General features: G+C 59.5%; 15 protein-coding genes and 2 pseudogenes. 2 read left to right on the top strand and 15 right to left on the bottom strand.

Annotated elements, in window-relative coordinates; all coding sequences use genetic code 11:
- Window positions 1-182: 182 nt before the first annotated feature.
- The 10 genes and pseudogenes from AC0IYH_RS06690 to AC0IYH_RS06645 form a co-directional block, all read right to left on the bottom strand.
- A complete protein-coding gene (locus tag AC0IYH_RS06690; protein ID WP_471833470.1) occupies window positions 183-653 on the bottom strand; it encodes a single-stranded DNA-binding protein in 471 nt (156 codons plus the stop codon).
- Window positions 650-1,168 carry a DUF3158 family protein gene (locus tag AC0IYH_RS06685; RefSeq protein WP_471833469.1) on the bottom strand — a complete coding sequence of 173 codons (519 nt, stop codon included), beginning with the start codon at window positions 1,166-1,168 and terminating at the stop codon, window positions 650-652. The genes AC0IYH_RS06690 and AC0IYH_RS06685 overlap by 4 nt, the downstream gene beginning before the upstream one ends.
- Entirely contained in the window at window positions 1,165-1,920 is a 756-nt protein-coding gene (locus AC0IYH_RS06680) for a PFL_4669 family integrating conjugative element protein (protein ID WP_471833467.1), read from the bottom strand. The genes AC0IYH_RS06685 and AC0IYH_RS06680 overlap by 4 nt, the downstream gene beginning before the upstream one ends.
- A gap of 362 nt (window positions 1,921-2,282) precedes the next feature.
- Window positions 2,283-3,473: an STY4528 family pathogenicity island replication protein gene (locus tag AC0IYH_RS06675; RefSeq protein ID WP_471833466.1), complete on the bottom strand. Its 1,191-nt coding sequence runs from the start codon at window positions 3,471-3,473 to the stop codon at window positions 2,283-2,285.
- Window positions 3,470-4,018, bottom strand: coding sequence for a DUF2857 domain-containing protein (locus AC0IYH_RS06670; RefSeq protein WP_471833465.1), 549 nt, complete (start codon window positions 4,016-4,018; stop codon window positions 3,470-3,472). Before AC0IYH_RS06670 ends, AC0IYH_RS06675 begins: the two co-directional genes overlap by 4 nt.
- Window positions 4,015-5,601 carry a ParB family protein gene (locus AC0IYH_RS06665; RefSeq protein ID WP_471833463.1) on the bottom strand — a complete coding sequence of 529 codons (1,587 nt, stop codon included), beginning with the start codon at window positions 5,599-5,601 and terminating at the stop codon, window positions 4,015-4,017. The genes AC0IYH_RS06670 and AC0IYH_RS06665 overlap by 4 nt, the downstream gene beginning before the upstream one ends.
- Window positions 5,602-5,909: 308 nt before the next feature.
- Window positions 5,910-6,752, bottom strand: coding sequence for a ParA family protein (locus AC0IYH_RS06660; protein ID WP_471833461.1), 843 nt, complete (start codon window positions 6,750-6,752; stop codon window positions 5,910-5,912).
- A 4-nt stretch (window positions 6,753-6,756) separates the two neighbouring features.
- A complete protein-coding gene (locus tag AC0IYH_RS06655; protein ID WP_471833459.1) occupies window positions 6,757-6,987 on the bottom strand; it encodes an AlpA family transcriptional regulator in 231 nt (76 codons plus the stop codon).
- Between the two features lie 109 nt (window positions 6,988-7,096).
- On the bottom strand, window positions 7,097-7,852 hold the full coding sequence (locus AC0IYH_RS06650; protein ID WP_471833458.1) for a hypothetical protein: 756 nt from the start codon (window positions 7,850-7,852) through the stop codon (window positions 7,097-7,099).
- A 404-nt stretch (window positions 7,853-8,256) separates the two neighbouring features.
- Window positions 8,257-8,403 (bottom strand): annotated as a pseudogene (locus tag AC0IYH_RS06645) (sarcosine oxidase); the annotation flags it as partial.
- Window positions 8,404-8,443: 40 nt separating this feature from the next.
- Here AC0IYH_RS06645 and AC0IYH_RS06640 point away from each other — a divergent pair.
- Both AC0IYH_RS06640 and AC0IYH_RS06635 read left to right on the top strand, forming a co-directional pair.
- Window positions 8,444-8,851, top strand: a pseudogene (locus AC0IYH_RS06640) (hypothetical protein).
- Window positions 8,852-9,282: 431 nt separating this feature from the next.
- Complete coding sequence (locus tag AC0IYH_RS06635; protein ID WP_471833456.1) at window positions 9,283-10,887, top strand: IclR family transcriptional regulator domain-containing protein; 1,605 nt, start codon at window positions 9,283-9,285, stop codon at window positions 10,885-10,887.
- 3 nt (window positions 10,888-10,890) lie between these two features.
- On the opposite strand, the gene AC0IYH_RS06630 is transcribed toward AC0IYH_RS06635, so the two are convergent.
- The 5 genes from AC0IYH_RS06630 to AC0IYH_RS06610 form a co-directional block, all read right to left on the bottom strand.
- Entirely contained in the window at window positions 10,891-12,144 is a 1,254-nt protein-coding gene (locus AC0IYH_RS06630; protein WP_471833454.1) for an OprD family outer membrane porin, read from the bottom strand.
- Between the two features lie 35 nt (window positions 12,145-12,179).
- Window positions 12,180-13,049, bottom strand: coding sequence for an aldose epimerase family protein (locus tag AC0IYH_RS06625; RefSeq protein ID WP_471833452.1), 870 nt, complete (start codon window positions 13,047-13,049; stop codon window positions 12,180-12,182).
- An 82-nt stretch (window positions 13,050-13,131) separates the two neighbouring features.
- Window positions 13,132-14,223: a mandelate racemase/muconate lactonizing enzyme family protein gene (locus AC0IYH_RS06620; protein WP_471833451.1), complete on the bottom strand. Its 1,092-nt coding sequence runs from the start codon at window positions 14,221-14,223 to the stop codon at window positions 13,132-13,134.
- Window positions 14,223-15,032: an NAD-dependent epimerase/dehydratase family protein gene (locus AC0IYH_RS06615; protein ID WP_471833450.1), complete on the bottom strand. Its 810-nt coding sequence runs from the start codon at window positions 15,030-15,032 to the stop codon at window positions 14,223-14,225. The genes AC0IYH_RS06620 and AC0IYH_RS06615 overlap by 1 nt, the downstream gene beginning before the upstream one ends.
- A 52-nt stretch (window positions 15,033-15,084) precedes the next feature.
- Window positions 15,085-16,371 carry an MFS transporter gene (locus AC0IYH_RS06610; RefSeq protein ID WP_471833448.1) on the bottom strand — a complete coding sequence of 429 codons (1,287 nt, stop codon included), beginning with the start codon at window positions 16,369-16,371 and terminating at the stop codon, window positions 15,085-15,087.
- Between the last annotated feature and the right edge of the window lie 23 nt (window positions 16,372-16,394).

The raw sequence follows: 16,394 nt of genomic DNA, 5'->3' as shown, positions 1-16,394 counted from the left end.
TCGTTGCGGTATATGAGAAACCTGAATCGAAGGCTCCTCATAATAGTCGGTGAAGGCAGCATTGAATGGGATGAGGTTGCTATCCCGTCATACCTCGGGCGGCTGTGTGCTTAGTCACGAGCAGAGAGTAAGACCAGCTCGGCAACTTCTCGCAAAGGCGCAATTTTTATGCCCAATGCCCATTAATCCGTAGCCTGGGACCCTCGACGTTTTTTGGGTCTCGATGCGGATGAACTGGCCTGCTCTGTACTTTGCTCGACGTGTTTCCCTGGTGCCGTCTGTTCGCTGGATCGCTCCCGCATGATCACGCTTTGCACACGGTGAGGCAGGATGCCGACTCGACGAGCTTCGATCTTGAAAGTCACCCGTGTATTGTCTTCGCTGTCCTCCCACTCATCGCGCACTGTGCGGCCCTCGACCAGTACGCGCATGCCTTTCTGGTACAGCATGCTCCAGTGTTCGGCTTCGCGGTGCCAGAGTTCAACCGGTGCCCAATAGCCGCCTCGATCTTCATAGCTACCATCACGCGGCACGGGGTTGTCGAAGTACACATTCAGCCGTAGCAAACGCCGTGGCTCGTCATTGCCTGAGGCGAACTCCTGGAACTCTGGCGCACTGCCGATGTTGCCTTCGCCGACGAAAAAAGTACTCATCGTGATACCTCCACTGCTGTGGTGAATTGGCGCAGCAACCGTTCGGCACTGGCCATTTTGATCGCGCAGGTGGTGGCCTGGCGCAATAGCGAATGCACCACGCTCATCTGCAGGTTCAGTGCAATGCGGTCACATTCGAATTGGTGCAACCCCTCGCGTGTGGCTAGGGGCAGGATTTTGTTGCTTACCTGCCGCTCCCAGACGGCAACGCCCATGCGAGAGAAATCACGTGTGCGCCAGCGCAGGAAGGTGCTGCCAGCACCGGTGTTTTGCAGCACCAGGCGAATGTCCAGCAGTGAGTAAGGCGATCGTCCTGCCTGCTGCACCACGGCTTTCATCAGGCGACATAGTTGCGCCTCGATTTCCCTCGCGACCTGCGCCAAGTGTTCCAGCTCCCCCTTACCCTTAAAGGGCTTTAAAAGGCCTTTTAGGGAGGCAGCGTGTTCGAGTTGTCGATAGGCTTCTGGTGTCAACACTTGGAAGGGCATTGATTGAGCGAAGGTCAGGGGATTCATGCTTCGTCCTCCATGTCATCCACTGACGCAGATGGTTCCCCCGGGTCCTCTGCCAACCCGTCAGCGGCGTCCACTGCCGCAGCACTACGACGAATTATCGGTGGAGCGAATTGGGAGCGGCGATGCCCTTCAAGAATGTCCATGGGGGGGACCCCCAATTTTTCGATGGCTGCCAGGGCACGGGCGTTGTTCGCTGCCATGTCGTCGCGGGTGACGCCGGCATGCCGATAACGCTGCGCCAGACCGAACAGGCTGCGCAGTAGATGGGCGCCGTCGTCGTTCCAGGCTTCCATGTCGAAGCGGCCGATCAAGGCGGTGTGATGGGCCAATAAGGTCCGGCGCACCAGGGTGTCGTAGTCAGTCAGCAGGTAGACCGCCAGAAAACCCAGCTGGCTGCCGATGTACAACGGCACGGTGACGGGGTGGATGTTGAGGTTGTCGCCCATGTCGATCTGGGTCGGCAGGTCCTGTTTGACTCGATCCAGTTGCTGGATCAGTTCCATCATCCCAGCCTTGGCCTGCATCAGTTTTTCTTCCAGTTGCACCATGGCCCAGTCGGCATAGGGATCGTCTTGGGCAGCGGTTTGTTTGATCAGGTTGGTGACGCTGATGTAGCCGGCCATGCCCATGATCGAGTGGACACCTTCGCGTGCTGTCCGGCCTTGCCAGATACGAGCGGCGTGGTGGGTATGCAGGGTCAGGGTGATACTGCTGCGCAATGAGCCCAGGTTGAGTTGGTAATGATCGGCCACGGTATAGTCCTCGCATAAGCTTGGCGAGAACCTTGCGCCGGATGAGTTTTGAGAGCAGCCAAAAAGCTGAATGCGGTCTGTTCGGTTTGGTTCGTTCGGAGCAACCGCTAGAGGGGATTTTTAGTGTGATGTCAGAGGCGTTATTTCCGTGGATAAATATGGGCATGTTGTCCGCTTTACACCGATCCGGCCCCTTGTGATCTCACGATAGAGCTCCCTGGATTTGATGCCAGTGGCATCAAGTCCACTGACGTCTACGATCACATTGGAGAGGGGGGCTGCTCTCGAGAAAGACGCCCAGAGATTGACCCGTCGTGTTCTTGCATTGGAACTCCATGGATTTGATGCCACTGGCATCAAATCTACTGACGTCCGGGGCGTTTGCTGCGCAGTTGACGCAGCTCATTCAGGCACGCTTGTGCGAGAGCGGAGGCGGGTTCGCCCGGTTTTCTGGTCGAACGCGCTGGCGCTGTCAGAGATGTCTCGGTGGTGTGGGGCAGTTTTGTTTGACTCGCCCAAGGATGAAAGTCGCCTTTCAGCGCGCGTTGGATCAGGCCCATCAGATAGGCCGCTGGCTTGCGGATACCACCGGCCGCACAGCGCGCCCCGGCCTCATTGAGCACCGCCTGTCTATCCGCCGGTTTGAGCTTGTTCAGCGCCACGATGGCGGCGTGACGTTCGTTCGGACTCAGTTGCAGCGCATTGGGCCAGTGCAGGTTATCCACTGCTGGGGTCGCGCGCGGTACTGTACTAATACTTTCTTTTAATACAGTACAGGCAGTGTTCGGATTCCGAACGGTGCCGGAAATACTGGCGTTCATTCCCGGTTCGGAATCCGAACGAGGGGCTGCACGATTCCGAACTAGGTGATCGCCACCCCGTTCGGAGTCGTGCACCATGTCGTTGGCTTCCATGTCTAATCCTTGGCGTATCCAGCGATCTCCCCAGCAGTCGAAGTGTGTAGGGAGGCGGCCGAGATCGATATCGGCGTCCTGACGGAGTTCGTCCAGAATGTGTTGGGCAACAATACGCACCGCGTTGGTGGCATGACCGAGGCAATGCCCGATCAGCTCCAGATAGTCCTGATCCAGTTCCATGGCTTCGGCAGGGGTTAGCGGCTCATCGTGCAGGACATACAGAGAACCTTGCAGACGCCCACTGACCTGATCACGCCCGCGACTCACCAAGCTGAGCCAGCGCGTTAGCCTGAGCATCGTCAACACCCGAGCGATGGTTTCACGCGAAGCTGATGCGCCGTAGGGGACGCTCGACAGGTAGGGTTGCAGATCTTCATACCGTGGGGTGACCACGCCCTGGCCTTGCAGCATGAGTCGAAATACCTGCCAGGCATTGCGCTCCAGCGGCGTCAGACGATTATCCAGTAGCAAGCGACGCGGTACGATTGCGAGTGATTGGCCACTGAACAAAAAGCCAGCCTGCAAAGCCTGGTTGGAGGGTTTTTCGGTAGTGGGACGGGGGGGCCAGCGTTCACTCAACTGATGGGTGCATTGCTGCAGAACGCGCTGCCATCGGTTGGGCGAGGAGGTGTTCATGTTTCGTTGCTGTAGTGGTCGATCTGCTGCCAAACGATGGTCAAGCTGATCTGCTGTTCCTCCGCCAGCATCATCATGGCGTCGAGCTGATCCTCGGTACTGTCATGCGTGCGCAACTGACACCAACGCTGCCAGAGCGCATGTTCCTGTGCTTCGCTCAAATTCTGTGGTCGCCCTTTGCGGGTTTCTATCTTGAGCAGACGTCGACGCAGGGCAGTTTCCGAATGCGCCAAGCCGAAGCATTGGTACATGATGGTGCTGCTGGCACCGAGCTTGAGGGCACGATTGATTAAGCGCTCGTTCTGCTCGTCGCGATCGACTTGCTCAATAAGCCGATGCAGTACTGACGAATCGATCTTGACCTCGACCCAAGACACGGTGGCATGTGCCAGGCGTGACAGGGTGGCGGGCGGTAAGGATTGCAACAAGTAGATGTCGTCCTCGCCTAGTCCGAGTGCTTTGCAGCGCTGCAGATTACCCAGGCGTAGCTCGTGCAGCACCTGCGTCAGCATGGCCTGGTTGAGCACATTGAAGGACAGGTTCATGGCAACTCCTTCGGTGGGTCGTTTTCAGGGCTAAGCGTTAAGTCGATTAGGCGCCGGGCCAGGCGGATCAGACGATACAGTTTGATTAACAGACTGTCGGGCAGTCGTTCCAGTCCTACGTCCACGGCGGGACGATCGGGCAGCGGGAGTTGATAGACTCCCAGCAACAGCTGGCCGAACAGGGCTGAGGGCAGTTGCTTGCGGTCCTCCCAACTTACGTCCTCTTGAGCGCGCAGCAGGGCCAGGAGCAGTAGATGAACGCCGGTCGCGTGAGGCGCTGCAAGATCAAGTTGCTCGATGTTCAGGGCGAAGCCCAAGCCATGCGTCTGATCGATGATGCTCTCGGGACGTCCGGCATAAGTCGCCATTTCCCGAGCCAGTCCAGCAATGGCTAAACGCAGTTGTTCGGGGGTATCCAGTGTTGGTGCGATGATCCAGATGTTGTCGATTGTGCAGGATTCGAAGGTCGGTGCCGCTTCAGAGACCGTGTCGCGCTCGATCTGTTCACGAATCTGTTGAACACGTGACGGAGGGCTGACCGCTGATACGACATTCGTCTCGGTTGGTGTGAGCAGTTCCTCTCGTGCTGTTTCGGTCTGGGTTCTGGTCTCAGTTGATTGGGGACGGGACTCGGAGGAGGGAGGTCCTGCCGCCGCTTCATCAACGCTCGACAGATGCCTGTTCTCCAAGGGCGTGGTGACGACAACCTCAGGCGTCGAGATGATCTGTTGGCTATCGCTCAGCTCTAGGGCCAGCATACGGTAGGACTGTCCGAGTAAGCGGCTCATGCGTTCGAGCAGTTCATCCTGGATTTGCTCAAGATTGAAGGACTCGGGTTCGGCGTCGAAGTAGCCTAAGGTATCGAGCCAAAATTCAGCGAACTCAATGGTGGTGGTTGGATAACGGTTCCAGGTCCGTTCAGCCTGGCTACGTAGGCCGATCAGGCGTTCGATCTGGGGCTTACCCAATCCGCCATATAGGGTTTGTGGAATGGCGGGCAGTAAGTGTTCAAGGGTGTCCAGCATCCGGCTGATGTGCGATTGTGAGATTGGATAGCCTCCAGCGGCAAGACGTCGTGCCACTTCACGTTGTGAGAGCACAGCTCCATCCGGTTCGAGCATGGTTTTGAGTTTGGCTACCGCCAGAGCACGTTCGATGAAGGTGAGTTGGCCGTGCAGATCGCTTTCGGCCAAGTGGCCGAGCAGGGCAGTGACTTCATTGGTCCATGGTCGGAACAGACAGTGGATGCGAAAGAAGCGTTCGTCGCGGGTTTCTTGCCACAGCTCCCCAAGAATCGCCAGGCGTGTATTACCGCCGTTGCGGATGATGAAATAGGTGTCTCCCGGGCGGCGGGTAATCGGTGGTGGCTGATCCAGCCCGCGTTCACGGATCGAGGCCTTGATATCCTCATACAGCGGATTGCGGATGAAGCGCGGGTTGTGTTCGTAGGGCCGCAACTGCTCCAGAGTGACCAGCATAGGCGTGTCAGTAAGAGGATCGGACAGCCGCTCCAGTTCTGGACCTTGAGGGAAGTGGTCCTGGTGCAGCTTATCGGTGATCTGTTCCTGACTGAGCTTCTTCATCTGAACAACCTCCTGTAACGCGGGTTGCGCAAATGGTCACCAACCTCGAACTTGACGATCTCAGCAGCCCCCGAACCTTCGAAGTGGCGGAAAAGTTTTGCGAGGAACCACCCCATAGCCGAGCGTCCACCCTGCACGCGAAAGACCACGGTGCAGTACTCCTCGCAAGGTGGACGGTGGGCTCGAAGGGGTGGCTGAACGATGGTGGGAAGCTGATCCAACATAAAAGACTCCTTGCCAAACACTGTTGGCCTCAAGGTCGATCAAACACAATGACGGGGTGAGAAATGTGGGATTTTCGATTCGTCTCATGGAACCTCCGCGCATCTGCTCACTGTAGAGATCGCTTCGCGCCATTCCGGAAACAACTCGATCGCCAGCGCTTGCATGGTTTCCAGCGCTGATGACAAGCGTCGTCCATGTGACCGGCGCGTCTCGATTCGATGGGCCGGTAGGCCGAGGGAGGCGGCATTGAGATATGCCACTCGGTCTGGAACGACGGTGTCTAGGACCGAGATGTCGGCAGCCCCAGCGAAGGTCTCGCGCAGGCCACGGATGATCATTCGGGTGTCCACCCGAATCGCGTTCACCTGGTTCAGCAGCAATCGCAAGGGTGGAGGTAGAATGCCCAGGTGGCGGAACGGTTCGAGTTCACGCAGCAGCTTTAAGGTGCCGCGGTGCAGTTCGCGGGCGGCGAGCATTTCCGGGGTGATGGGCGAGAGGGCGAGATCGGAGGCCAGGATGGCCATTTCCAGCAACACGCTACGTGTGCCCTGGGTATCGATCAAAAGCAGGTCGTAACGGGGGCGGAAATTGTCCAGCAAATTGCGCAGTCGTAATCGCCCATCGGGGGCATGCAGCAGCAAGGTGTTCAGTCGGCCTTGATCATCGTTGGAGAGGATCAGGTCGAGCCCTGCAATCACCGTCCTGGAAACAATCTGTGCAGGAGTTGTCAGGTTGAGTGCGATGAACTCGTACGCACCAGCAACAGCTTTCTGGCTCAAGGCGTAGTAGCTGGAGAGGGTGGGCTGGCTATCCAGGTCCAGCAGCAGGACTCGCAGACCAGCATCTGCCAAAAGACCGCCAAGGTTGGCGGCTACTGTGGTTTTGCCCACCCCGCCTTTGGTGGAAACCACCGATACCACACGCATGACATCAGGCCTGCTGACCTAAGCGTTCAACGACCCACCGCTCGATCTCCAGCGAATCCCAGCCCACGGCACGCATACCAATGCGCTTAGCTTGAGGGAATTTGCCCTCCTTCATCAGGTTGTAGATGTGCGCACGCTTGAAGCCGGTTTTTCGCTCCACCTCATCACGCCGCATGATGTGACGTTCGCTCCGTGGGTGAGGTGTATCAGCGATGGCTGAGAGCTGATTTGACATGGTAGCCTCTTCTAGTGCCCGATGGCATTTGGTGGGAAGTGGCTTGGATTCAATCCCAGAGAACGAGGTTTGTCATTGCAATGCAAGAGAAGTGATTGCACTGCAATGTTCAGCTGTTAGCCTTTGCAAGACAGCGTCTGCCGGCTGCAAATTTTTCATCCAGTGAGCGTTTGCTCAATCCCGCGACGCCGCTGTAGTGCGCGGTTATAGAATCGACAATAGAAGCTTGACTATCGAAGACCGAATGCTTTCTTCCCGACTTTGACGAGCCAAGCATGATATTGACCAACGCTCCGATTACGGTCAGGAAGCTAGTTTTGCTGTGGTCGCTAAGCTGTTGTTTGTTCTCGGCAAGCAGGCGAAGGTTTTCGCATTCTAATCCGGCCGCCTTTAGCTGTCCGATCAAAGATTGGAGTTTCGCTTCCGTCGCTCTTAGCTGTACCTGCAGAGCATCACGATCTGCCTGTAAAATCAAAAAGGAGCGGTAGTGAATCGCTTCTTGATCAGAAGGATTTTGACTAAAAAGAAACGAGGGCCGCTGATCTGGATGGTAGTGAGATAACCACCGTTTTAGGTCCGAGTGTCTGATGGTCAGTAACCTGAGATCGACTGGAGTGCCAGGGGTAACTGTCACTCCTAAAGCTCCGTACGGAATCTCCCGATTACGAATCGCATCCAGAATCTTACCTACACTTGCATGCAAACATGGCCATTGCGGAAAGACATCGATGAGCCGATTCGAGTTGTCCCATGCTGACTCAAGAATTTGTCTCTCATGAACAATAAGACCGCACCAGCGTAATGCGGCCTCAATAGGCCTGTAGAAAATTTTTTCGCCGGCATTAAAATTATTAGGCTCGTACATAGTGGCACCCTTCTGTCCAAGGGCAGGCCGCTAGGTGCTGTCTAAATGTCTAATGTGATGACCTAGGCTTCCGTGCGGTTGCTGTCCTGCATATTTTAGATGAATATGAGTCACGGCTCTGTAGTGTGAATGATAAGCGTTGTTTCCTCAACGTTCGTTCATCGCACCATTCTCTGCTGTCGGTGGTTCTCCGAACTGATGACCTGAAGTGTTCGTGCCGACGCCGATTTGATCCAGTTGCCGAAATGCCACTTCTCCATTCTGACTCCTCTCAAACCTTCGCCTACGTTGGATTTATACCAATTTGGAGGTGGGGCAGTCTTGCGTCGGCACGTTGATCAATTCGACGTTGGCGTCAACAGTCTTGTTTCTACCTGGCGTCAGGCTGTCGTCCCATCCGTAGGCTACCCGGAAAACTCCTCCATCGCGTCCAGCAATGCCTCCCGGAAATACGCCATCGAGGCCCGATCACAAAGTAGGTGCAAACTCGCCTGCTGCGCGATGCTGGAGTTGATCACTATCACATTGATTCGTGCCGCCGAAGTCTGAGCCTGCGGCCAGTTCGAGATCAATTACACCTACAGCGACGCCATGACCTCGGCGGATCGCCTCACGTTCTTCCGCATCGCTGCCGGCGAGATCGCGAACGACCTGGGCATGATCTACTCGTTCATGCCCAAGCCTGATCCGAAACGCGGGCAACGGCATGCACTTTTACCTGTCGATCAGCAGCGCCGAGAACAAAAATCTGTTCCATGACGCCAGCGACCCCAGCGGCATGGCCTGTCGAAACTGGCGTATCACTTTGCCGCCGGTCTGCTGGCCCATGGCCCGGCGCTGTGTGCCTTCGCCGCGCCGAAGGTCAAATCCGACAAGTGTCTGGTGGTCGGTAATCCGTTGTCCGGCGCGATTTGGGCACCAGCCTCACATCTACCCTCCGTACTGAACAGACCGACCCCAAGATATCTCGTAATGTCAGGTTCAAGCGGTGTTCGTTGACAAGGCCTTTGAAAGGAACATTTTTTAGGGGGGGCAAATTCTAAATCTAAGATCTACCGCAAAGTGCATCTGGGTCGGATCAAAGGGGGTTATCCTATTCGTATTGGGCCAAGTGATCGTATTGCCTGGGCGAGCAGCAGGCAAGGGGGCGATGTGTTCCAGCGAGTCAACCAGCGGCTGGTGGTCGAAGCGACGGGATGCTGTGGCGTGTCCGGCACCAATGGTCACGAATCACGTCATCAGGAAACCTCAGGGAGTCAGGTCAAGCGCCTAGCCGGTACTCAACTGTGCCCCCCGCTGGAGGTTCTCCTGGAGTTGCATCGCGCGATTGCTCCCATATAGTAGGAATCCTCGCCAGCGAACTCCGGGTTTGCCGCTAACGTTTTCTCAGTTAGTGATACATCTATAAGAAAACGTGCGCAGAGGTCAGCATGGATCGTGCAAAGGGAACCGCTGTTCTCGATAAAACCTTCGACATCCTTGAAGCCATCGGCCTGTCCACCGAAGGCCTGGATAACCAGCAACTCGCCGCGCAATTGAACCTGCCGCGCGCCACGCTGTATCGCCTGCTGGCGTTGCTGGTGGAACGCGGCATGGTCCGTCGCGATGCCAACAACAAATGCTACCGCCTGGGCTTTCGTTACCTTGAGCTGGTGCGCGGGGCGTGGATGGAACCGGATTTGATTGCCGCCGCCAGTTTCGAGTTGCGCGCCTTGCGAGACCTGACCGGCGAAACCACCTACCTGGCGATCCGCGACGGCGACCAGGTGCTGTCGCTGGAGCGTTGCGACGGTGCCCACAGCCGCCGTTCCGCCGCCTCCATGGGCCAACGCAAAGCCATGTACTGCACAGGGCAGGGCAAGGCGATTCTCAGCTCACTGGTGGACGAAGAACGGCGTGAACTGATCAAGCACATGACCCTCATGGCGTTGACGCCGCTGACCATCACGGATCGCAATCGGCTAATGACCGAGCTGGAGGTCACTCGTGTGCGCGGTTATGCCATCGATGATGAAGAAATCGTGCTCGGCGTGCGTTGCGTCGCCGCGCCGATTGTAGACAGCGCGGGCCAGGTACGCGGTGCCTTGAGTATCGCCGGCCCTGCGTACCGCCTGACCCTGGAACGCCTGACACTGCTCGGCCCGGAAGTGGCGGCGTCGGCGCAACGGGTGGGCAGCCAACTGGCGGTAAAACAGGCCGAGGCGCGTCCGGATGAGTTGCAGCCAGTCTGCAGCCAATGGGCATTCCTGGGCGGGCATCCGCGTTGGAGTGCCAGCGAAAAATGCCTGTATTGGGCGGATAAACTCGGCCCGGCGGTGTATCGCCATAGCGCCGAGGGCACCGAGCGGATACTGCGCACCGAAAAGCCGATCATGGGCTTGGAACTCACGCCAAACGGGTTGTTTGTAGCGCTGGAGGACGAATACTTTGTCTACGACAAAGGCGAGGTGCGCCATCGCACGCCGTGGGGGTTCGGGACGCCCACCTGCCTGTGTTGTGATCGCGACGGGCGGGTGTGGGCGGCAATCCGAATGGGCAGTGGGCAGTGGAAGGTCGGCGAAGTGTCTCGTGACGGTACGCTGGCCAGCCATTGGCAGATCAGCGAGGCCATCGGTGCGTTGTGCTGGGACTCACCGCGTCAGCAGCTGTTTGCGCTGGCGCCGGAGTCGGGCAGTGTCTATCGGTTGCGCGCTGGCGGCGAAGTCCGCCGGTTTACCAGCATGCCCAAGGGCTCGGGTCAGCTCAGTGGCTTGGCGGTGGATGCGGACGGCAGCATCTGGACGGCATTGTCCGGCGGGTGGAGCGTGGTCAAGTTCGACCATGAAGGCAACCTGGAACGCATGCTCGGCGTACCGGTCGCGTCACCCACCGACCTGTGCTTTGGGGCGGCCGATGGGCGTACGCTGTTTATCACCTCATCGCGTCAGGCGGTCAGCCGGCAAGCGCTAAAGAACGCCCCGTGGTCGGGGACTGTGATGAGCACGCCGGCCGGCAGCCAGGGCGCGCCGGCCCCGCTGACGCGGGGGCCGGCCTAAGGGTTATTTGAGGGCGAAGGTGTAGGAAACGATCACACGGTTTTCATCGCGTCGCCCGGTGGCGTCGCCCTGGATCTCGACATTGCGCAAGCGCAGGGCCAGGTCTTTGAACGTGCCCGACTGGATAACATAGCTCAAGTCGATGTTGCGTTCCCATTCCTTGCCCGGTTGGCCGTTGATCTCGAAGTTGTCACCGTGCACATAACGCGCAAATGCGTTCAGCCCCGGCACGCCCCAGCCGGCAAAGTTGATGTCGTAGCGGCCCTGCCACGAGCGTTCCTGGGCGCGGTCAAAGCGCATCACCTGGATCGCGTTGCCGACGCCGGGCAGGTCGGTCTCCTGCAAAAACGGCAGCGCGCTGTCGCCGGCGTTGTACTGGTAGCCCACGGTGACTTTGTGCATGCCATAGGCGGCGCTGGCCAGGGCCGAGGTGAGGCGACTGTCCAGCGGGCCGGCCAGGGCAGAGCCGGACTCGCCGGTGTCCGTATGGCTCAAGGTGCCCGACAGGCGCCATGCGCCCACGTCCACGAACTTGGTGGCGGTCACCAGTTTCTGCTGGTAGACGTTTTCCAGCTCGCCCGCCCACAGCCCCAGGCTGAACGACTGCACGGGCGCCCAGGTGGTGCCCAGGTAGTTGAAGCGATCACTGCTGACGTTCAGATAATTTCCGGTCTGCATGTCGGTGGAGTGGGAGAAGCCACGGTAGTTGGTCTGGCGCATCTGCCCGAGGCTGAAGGTGAAATGTTCAAGCTCCTGGCTGTCGATCATTACCCCTTCAAAGAACTGCGGCAGCAGCCGTGAGTCGCCGGCGTACACCAGCGGAATCTTGGGGAACAGCCCTCCGACCTTCAGCTCGGTCTTGGAGTACTTGAACTTGAGGGCGGCGGTGCCTTCCGAATACTCATTGACCGAGCGCGGGTCACTGTCGCGCCCTGCGCCAATGCGCTTGGTGAAGCCGGGCAGCAATTCACTGCCGCTACGGCTGGGCGACGAATCCAACTTGAGGCCGAGACCGGCGTACACGTCCACCCCGACACCGATGGGGGTGTCGGTGTAGCCAGATTGAGCCTTGAAGATAAACCCTTGCGCCCACTCCTCGATTTTCGACTGCGCCGGCGCCTTGGTGTCGCGCAGGTCGTGGTTGTAATAGAAGTTGCGCAGGGTCAGCGACGCTTTGCCATCATCCATGAAATCGGCGTGGGCGACGACGGGCGCAAGCCCCAGGCTGAGCAGGGGCAGGGAGCGATAGAAGTTCATTGTTATTGTTGTCCTTCGGTGTGGGTGTGAAAGGGTTAAGCAGCGGTCCATGTCAGTGAAAGTGCGGCGCTTAGCGTTTGCCCTGCGCCTAGTGTCTGAGTGCCTTGCTCAGGCCATTGCGCAGGAGGGGTGTTGAAGGCATCCGCCAGGTGCGACACCGGCTCCAGGCACAGGTACGGCGCACCGGGCGGTGCGAACACCACCAGGTGGTTCAACGCCGCGTCTGCACGCAGCAGCACCTGGCCCTGGGGGTAGTCGAGTTGCAGGCGACCGTCCCAGCGTGAGCAGTACAGCGCCACTTCATGGGCGACGTCTGCGAGCAGCAGCATCGGCTCAGTCAGTTCGCGCACGCTGCCGGTGGGCAGGTAATCCGCGTCGATGTCCCAGGCCAGGCCGGGCGCACAGCGCACGGCCATGCCGGGGTGGCGTTGGAAGTACGGGTGCAGGCCCAGGCCCGCAGGCATCGAGGTGTGGCCCAGGTTGGTGACCGACAGGTGCAGGCGCACACAGTCGCCATCGAGTTCGAAGCGTTGCTCAAAACGCACCGGCCAGGGCCAGTGTTCGCCGCTGTAGTCCACCGCCAGCAGGGCATGGGTGGCACTCTGTTCGATCACGTCCCAGGCCAGGGTGTGACTGACGCCATGCAGGGTGTGCGGGCGCGCCGCGGGGTGAGCCGGCAACGCGTGGATCAGGCCCGCATGCGTGAGGCGCGCATTGCGCAAGCGGTTGGAGTAGGGCAGCAGTGGGTAGGCGCCACCGCGTGGCCAGTTAAGCGGGTCAAACTGTTCGGCCTTGAGCGGGGTGAAAACATCCAGCGTGCCAGCCTTGAGGCTGGCGACGCGACCGCCCCAATGCGGCAGCAGGGTCAGGGACCAGACGTCGTTGTGCAATGCCAGGGTATGCATGGTCGCTCCGTGTTTCTCGGGCATGCAGAGGCCCGGCCGGCGGCCAGAAGGCGCCGGAAAGGGCTACTGCGTCAAGGGGGTGTCAGCTGCGCTGGAAGCGCTTGAACACGTTCATGTCCATCTCAAGGCCCAGTCCCGGGCCCTGCGGCACGCTCAGTTCGCCGTCGTGAAACAGGCCAGATACGTCGTACAACCAGCCTTGCGGCTGCACGTACAAGTACTCCAACATCGGCACGGCAGGTTGAACCGCCGCCAGGTGCAGCGTGGCGATCAGGCCCGGCCCGAAATACGGGGTATGCGGCAACACCACGGTGCCGTGCTGGCTGGCCAACTTGGCAATGCGCAGGCACTCGCTGATGCCGCCGACCTTGGTCACACTGGGCTGGATCGAATCCACTGCGCCCAGCTTGAGGGCCTGTTCGAACTGATGCGCGGTGCACCAGTTTTCGCCTGCCGAGATCGGCACGCCAGCGCCGCACAGGCTGGCCAGGGTGGCGAAGTCTTCCGGTGGGAACACCGGTTCCTCCAGCCACGCCAGGTCCAGTTCCGCCAGGCGTGGTAGCCAGGCGTGCACATCGTCGACGTTCCACGCGCAGTTCACATCAGTCGCCAGCGCGGTACCGGCACCCAGGGCGTCACGGCAACGGGCGATTTCGTCGAGGCTCACTTCGTGCAGCTTGATCGTCTTGAAGCCTTGCGCTTGGGCCTGTTGGCAGATCTGCGGCGCCACGCTGTTTTCGCCGTAGCGCACCAGGCTGGCGTAGGCCGGGATCGCCGTGCGGCTGGCGTCGCCGAGCAGACGGTGCAGCGGCACCCCTTCACGGCGCGCCTTCAAGTCCCACAGCGCCATGTCCACCCCCGAGAGGGCAAAGGTGGTGACGCCGTAGCGGCCAAACAGATGCAAGGCCAGCTGCGTATCCAGGTTCCATTGCGCGATGTCCTGCACCTCCCGGCCCAGCAGCAGCGGCGTGAACAGACGCTGGATCAGCGCGCGGGTCGCATCGGCGACGAAGTAACCAAACGCCTCGCCCCAGCCCACGTTGCCGAGCTCGTCTTCGACGCGTACCAGCACGTTTTCCAGGGTGTTCCAGGTGGTCGGCGTGACATTGTGGCCCTTGCCGCCGTCGGTGAAAGGGATCTCGACAATAAAGGTGTCCAGTCGGGTGATTTTCATCAGCGGTTCCCCAGTAAAGCGGTCAGCGCAGCCCCGGCGTAGCTGCCGCCGACATGGTCACGTCCGGAGTGGGCGGGGTCCATCGCTTCGTAAGACAAAAACTCCTCCGCTAAATGCTCGGCTGCATTGTCCTGCGGGGCATAACCCAGGGCACGGGCGCGGGCATTGCTGAACAGCGCGTTGGGGCATTCGGACACGCCGTAGACGATCTCGTGGCGGACTTCAGGATGTTCCAGGCCGATACGCACCAATTGCGCCAGATCGCGAGCGCTGGTCCACAGGCGCAGACGGCGCGCGTCGCTGACCTTGGCGTCGGCGTTGCCGATGCGAATCACAAAGGTCGCCAGCTTGTAACGCAGGGTCCAAGCCGCGCAGGCGGCTTCACCGAACACTTTGCTCAAGGCGTAGTAACTGTCGGCGGCGGCGGGCATGTCGTCGAAGGTTGCGGCCGCGTCAGTGCGGTATTGGCCGAGCACGTGGTGGCTGCTGGTAAAGATAAACCGCTGCACGCCGTGCCGCTGGGCGGCTTCAAGCAGGTAAAGCGTGGCGTGATAGTTCGGCTCCACGGTGGTGCCGAACGCGATGCCCGTACCGTGGGCACAGGCTAGGTGCAGGATGGCGTGGCTGCCGGCGACGGCCTGATCGACAAAGGCCGGGTCGGTGAGGTCGCCGACCAGAGCGGTTTCGCCTTCTTCCAGACCCTGGATCGGTTGGCGGTCCAGCAAGCGCAGCCGATAGTGCTGACGCAAGTAAGGACGCAGAGCGGTGCCGACGATGCCAGCGGCACCCGTGATCAGAAGTGTTTGCATAGCCAATACTCGATTGCTTGTCAGTGCCACCCGCGCACGGGTGGCGAAAAAATCAGGCGGTTGCTGCGACAGCCTGCGGGGCTTTAGGCGCGGTCACGAAGAACGCCACGATCAAGGCACCAAAGATGCCGAGGATACCCGCCAAGCCAAACCCGCTGGCAAAGGTGCCAGTGCTCTGGATGATAATCCCGGTCAGGGTCGGCGCGACGATGCCGGACAGGTTAGCCAGACCATGCATAAACCCACCGGCGGTGCCCACCTGGTGATCCGGCACAGCGTCCTGGATCAGCGACCAATAGGCCGGGGCCGACAGCATCAGGAAGCCAATCGCGGCCGTCATCACAGCCACCGTGGAGGTCACGCTCTCCAGTTGCCCGGTGATGCCGATGCAGCAAGAGGCGATCAGCAGGCAGCTCACCAACACCACTTTGCGTGAGAACAGACGGCGACCGGAGCGCTTGAACACCCAGTCGATCAACACGCCGCCGGCGATAAAGCCGAGGGTGCCGACAAACCACGGCAGGGCGGTGACGATGCTCATGGATTTGAGGTCGATCCCCTTGGCGTCGATCAGGTAGCTGGGGAACCAGGTCATGAAGAAGTACAGGATGTAGTTGTAGCAAAACAGCGAAACCCCGGTGACCAGCACCGCGCGTTGCATGATGATCTGCATCACCGGTGTACGCGGTGCATCAGCGGTCGCCTGCACCGGTACTTCCCGGTCGGCGTTGATCAGCGCCAGTTCCTCTGGGCCCACCTTCGGGTGTTCCTTGGGGGTGGAAGCCGCGATGCGGAACCAGGCGATGGCCCATAGGATGCCGATGCTGGCAATCACCACGAACGCTACGCGCCAGCCCAGCCATAGGGCCAGGAAGCCGACGATCGGCCCCGCGAGGGCGCCGCCCAGTGGGCCGCCGGCTTGGGCAAAACCAATGGCTCGCGCGCGTTCATTGATCGGGAACCAACTGTTGATGGCTTTGTTGGCGGTGGTGCTGACCGGGCCTTCACCCACGCCAAACAACGCGCGCACCATCAGCAGCGACCAGAAGTTGAAGGCCAGCGCCGTACACCCGCAGAGCACCGACCAGAACCCCATCGACCAGGTCAGTACGCGTTTTGGCCCGAAACGGTCGGCCAGGTAGCCACCGACGAAACAGAACAGCGCGTAACCAAAGAAGAAGCTGGAGAAGATCAGGCCCTTCTCCGACGGGGTCAGGTGGTAGTCCTGGGTGATGAATGGCATGGCAATGGACAGTGCGGCGCGGTCAACGTAGTTGATGACCATCGCCAGGAACAGCATCGTCAGGATCACCCAACGATAGGGTTTATTGTTATTCATTGCTGTCTCCACGCGCCCTCGTT

The organism is Pseudomonas sp. AC463 (assembly GCF_979253585.1).
Note: the sequence above shows the minus strand (reverse complement) of the source record. Positions and strands in the feature narration are given on the sequence as shown.

Coding starts and splice junctions, on each gene's coding strand:
- AC0IYH_RS06690 (WP_471833470.1), bottom strand. CDS start 653: ATGAGTACTTTTTTCGTCGGCGAAGGCAACATCGGCAGTGCGCCAGAG.
- AC0IYH_RS06685 (WP_471833469.1), bottom strand. CDS start 1,168: ATGAATCCCCTGACCTTCGCTCAATCAATGCCCTTCCAAGTGTTGACA.
- AC0IYH_RS06675 (WP_471833466.1), bottom strand. CDS start 3,473: ATGAACACCTCCTCGCCCAACCGATGGCAGCGCGTTCTGCAGCAATGC.
- AC0IYH_RS06670 (WP_471833465.1), bottom strand. CDS start 4,018: ATGAACCTGTCCTTCAATGTGCTCAACCAGGCCATGCTGACGCAGGTG.
- AC0IYH_RS06665 (WP_471833463.1), bottom strand. CDS start 5,601: ATGAAGAAGCTCAGTCAGGAACAGATCACCGATAAGCTGCACCAGGAC.
- AC0IYH_RS06660 (WP_471833461.1), bottom strand. CDS start 6,752: ATGCGTGTGGTATCGGTGGTTTCCACCAAAGGCGGGGTGGGCAAAACC.
- AC0IYH_RS06655 (WP_471833459.1), bottom strand. CDS start 6,987: ATGTCAAATCAGCTCTCAGCCATCGCTGATACACCTCACCCACGGAGC.
- AC0IYH_RS06650 (WP_471833458.1), bottom strand. CDS start 7,852: ATGTACGAGCCTAATAATTTTAATGCCGGCGAAAAAATTTTCTACAGG.
- AC0IYH_RS06635 (WP_471833456.1), top strand. CDS start 9,283: ATGGATCGTGCAAAGGGAACCGCTGTTCTCGATAAAACCTTCGACATC.
- AC0IYH_RS06630 (WP_471833454.1), bottom strand. CDS start 12,144: ATGAACTTCTATCGCTCCCTGCCCCTGCTCAGCCTGGGGCTTGCGCCC.
- AC0IYH_RS06625 (WP_471833452.1), bottom strand. CDS start 13,049: ATGCATACCCTGGCATTGCACAACGACGTCTGGTCCCTGACCCTGCTG.
- AC0IYH_RS06620 (WP_471833451.1), bottom strand. CDS start 14,223: ATGAAAATCACCCGACTGGACACCTTTATTGTCGAGATCCCTTTCACC.
- AC0IYH_RS06615 (WP_471833450.1), bottom strand. CDS start 15,032: ATGCAAACACTTCTGATCACGGGTGCCGCTGGCATCGTCGGCACCGCT.
- AC0IYH_RS06610 (WP_471833448.1), bottom strand. CDS start 16,371: ATGAATAACAATAAACCCTATCGTTGGGTGATCCTGACGATGCTGTTC.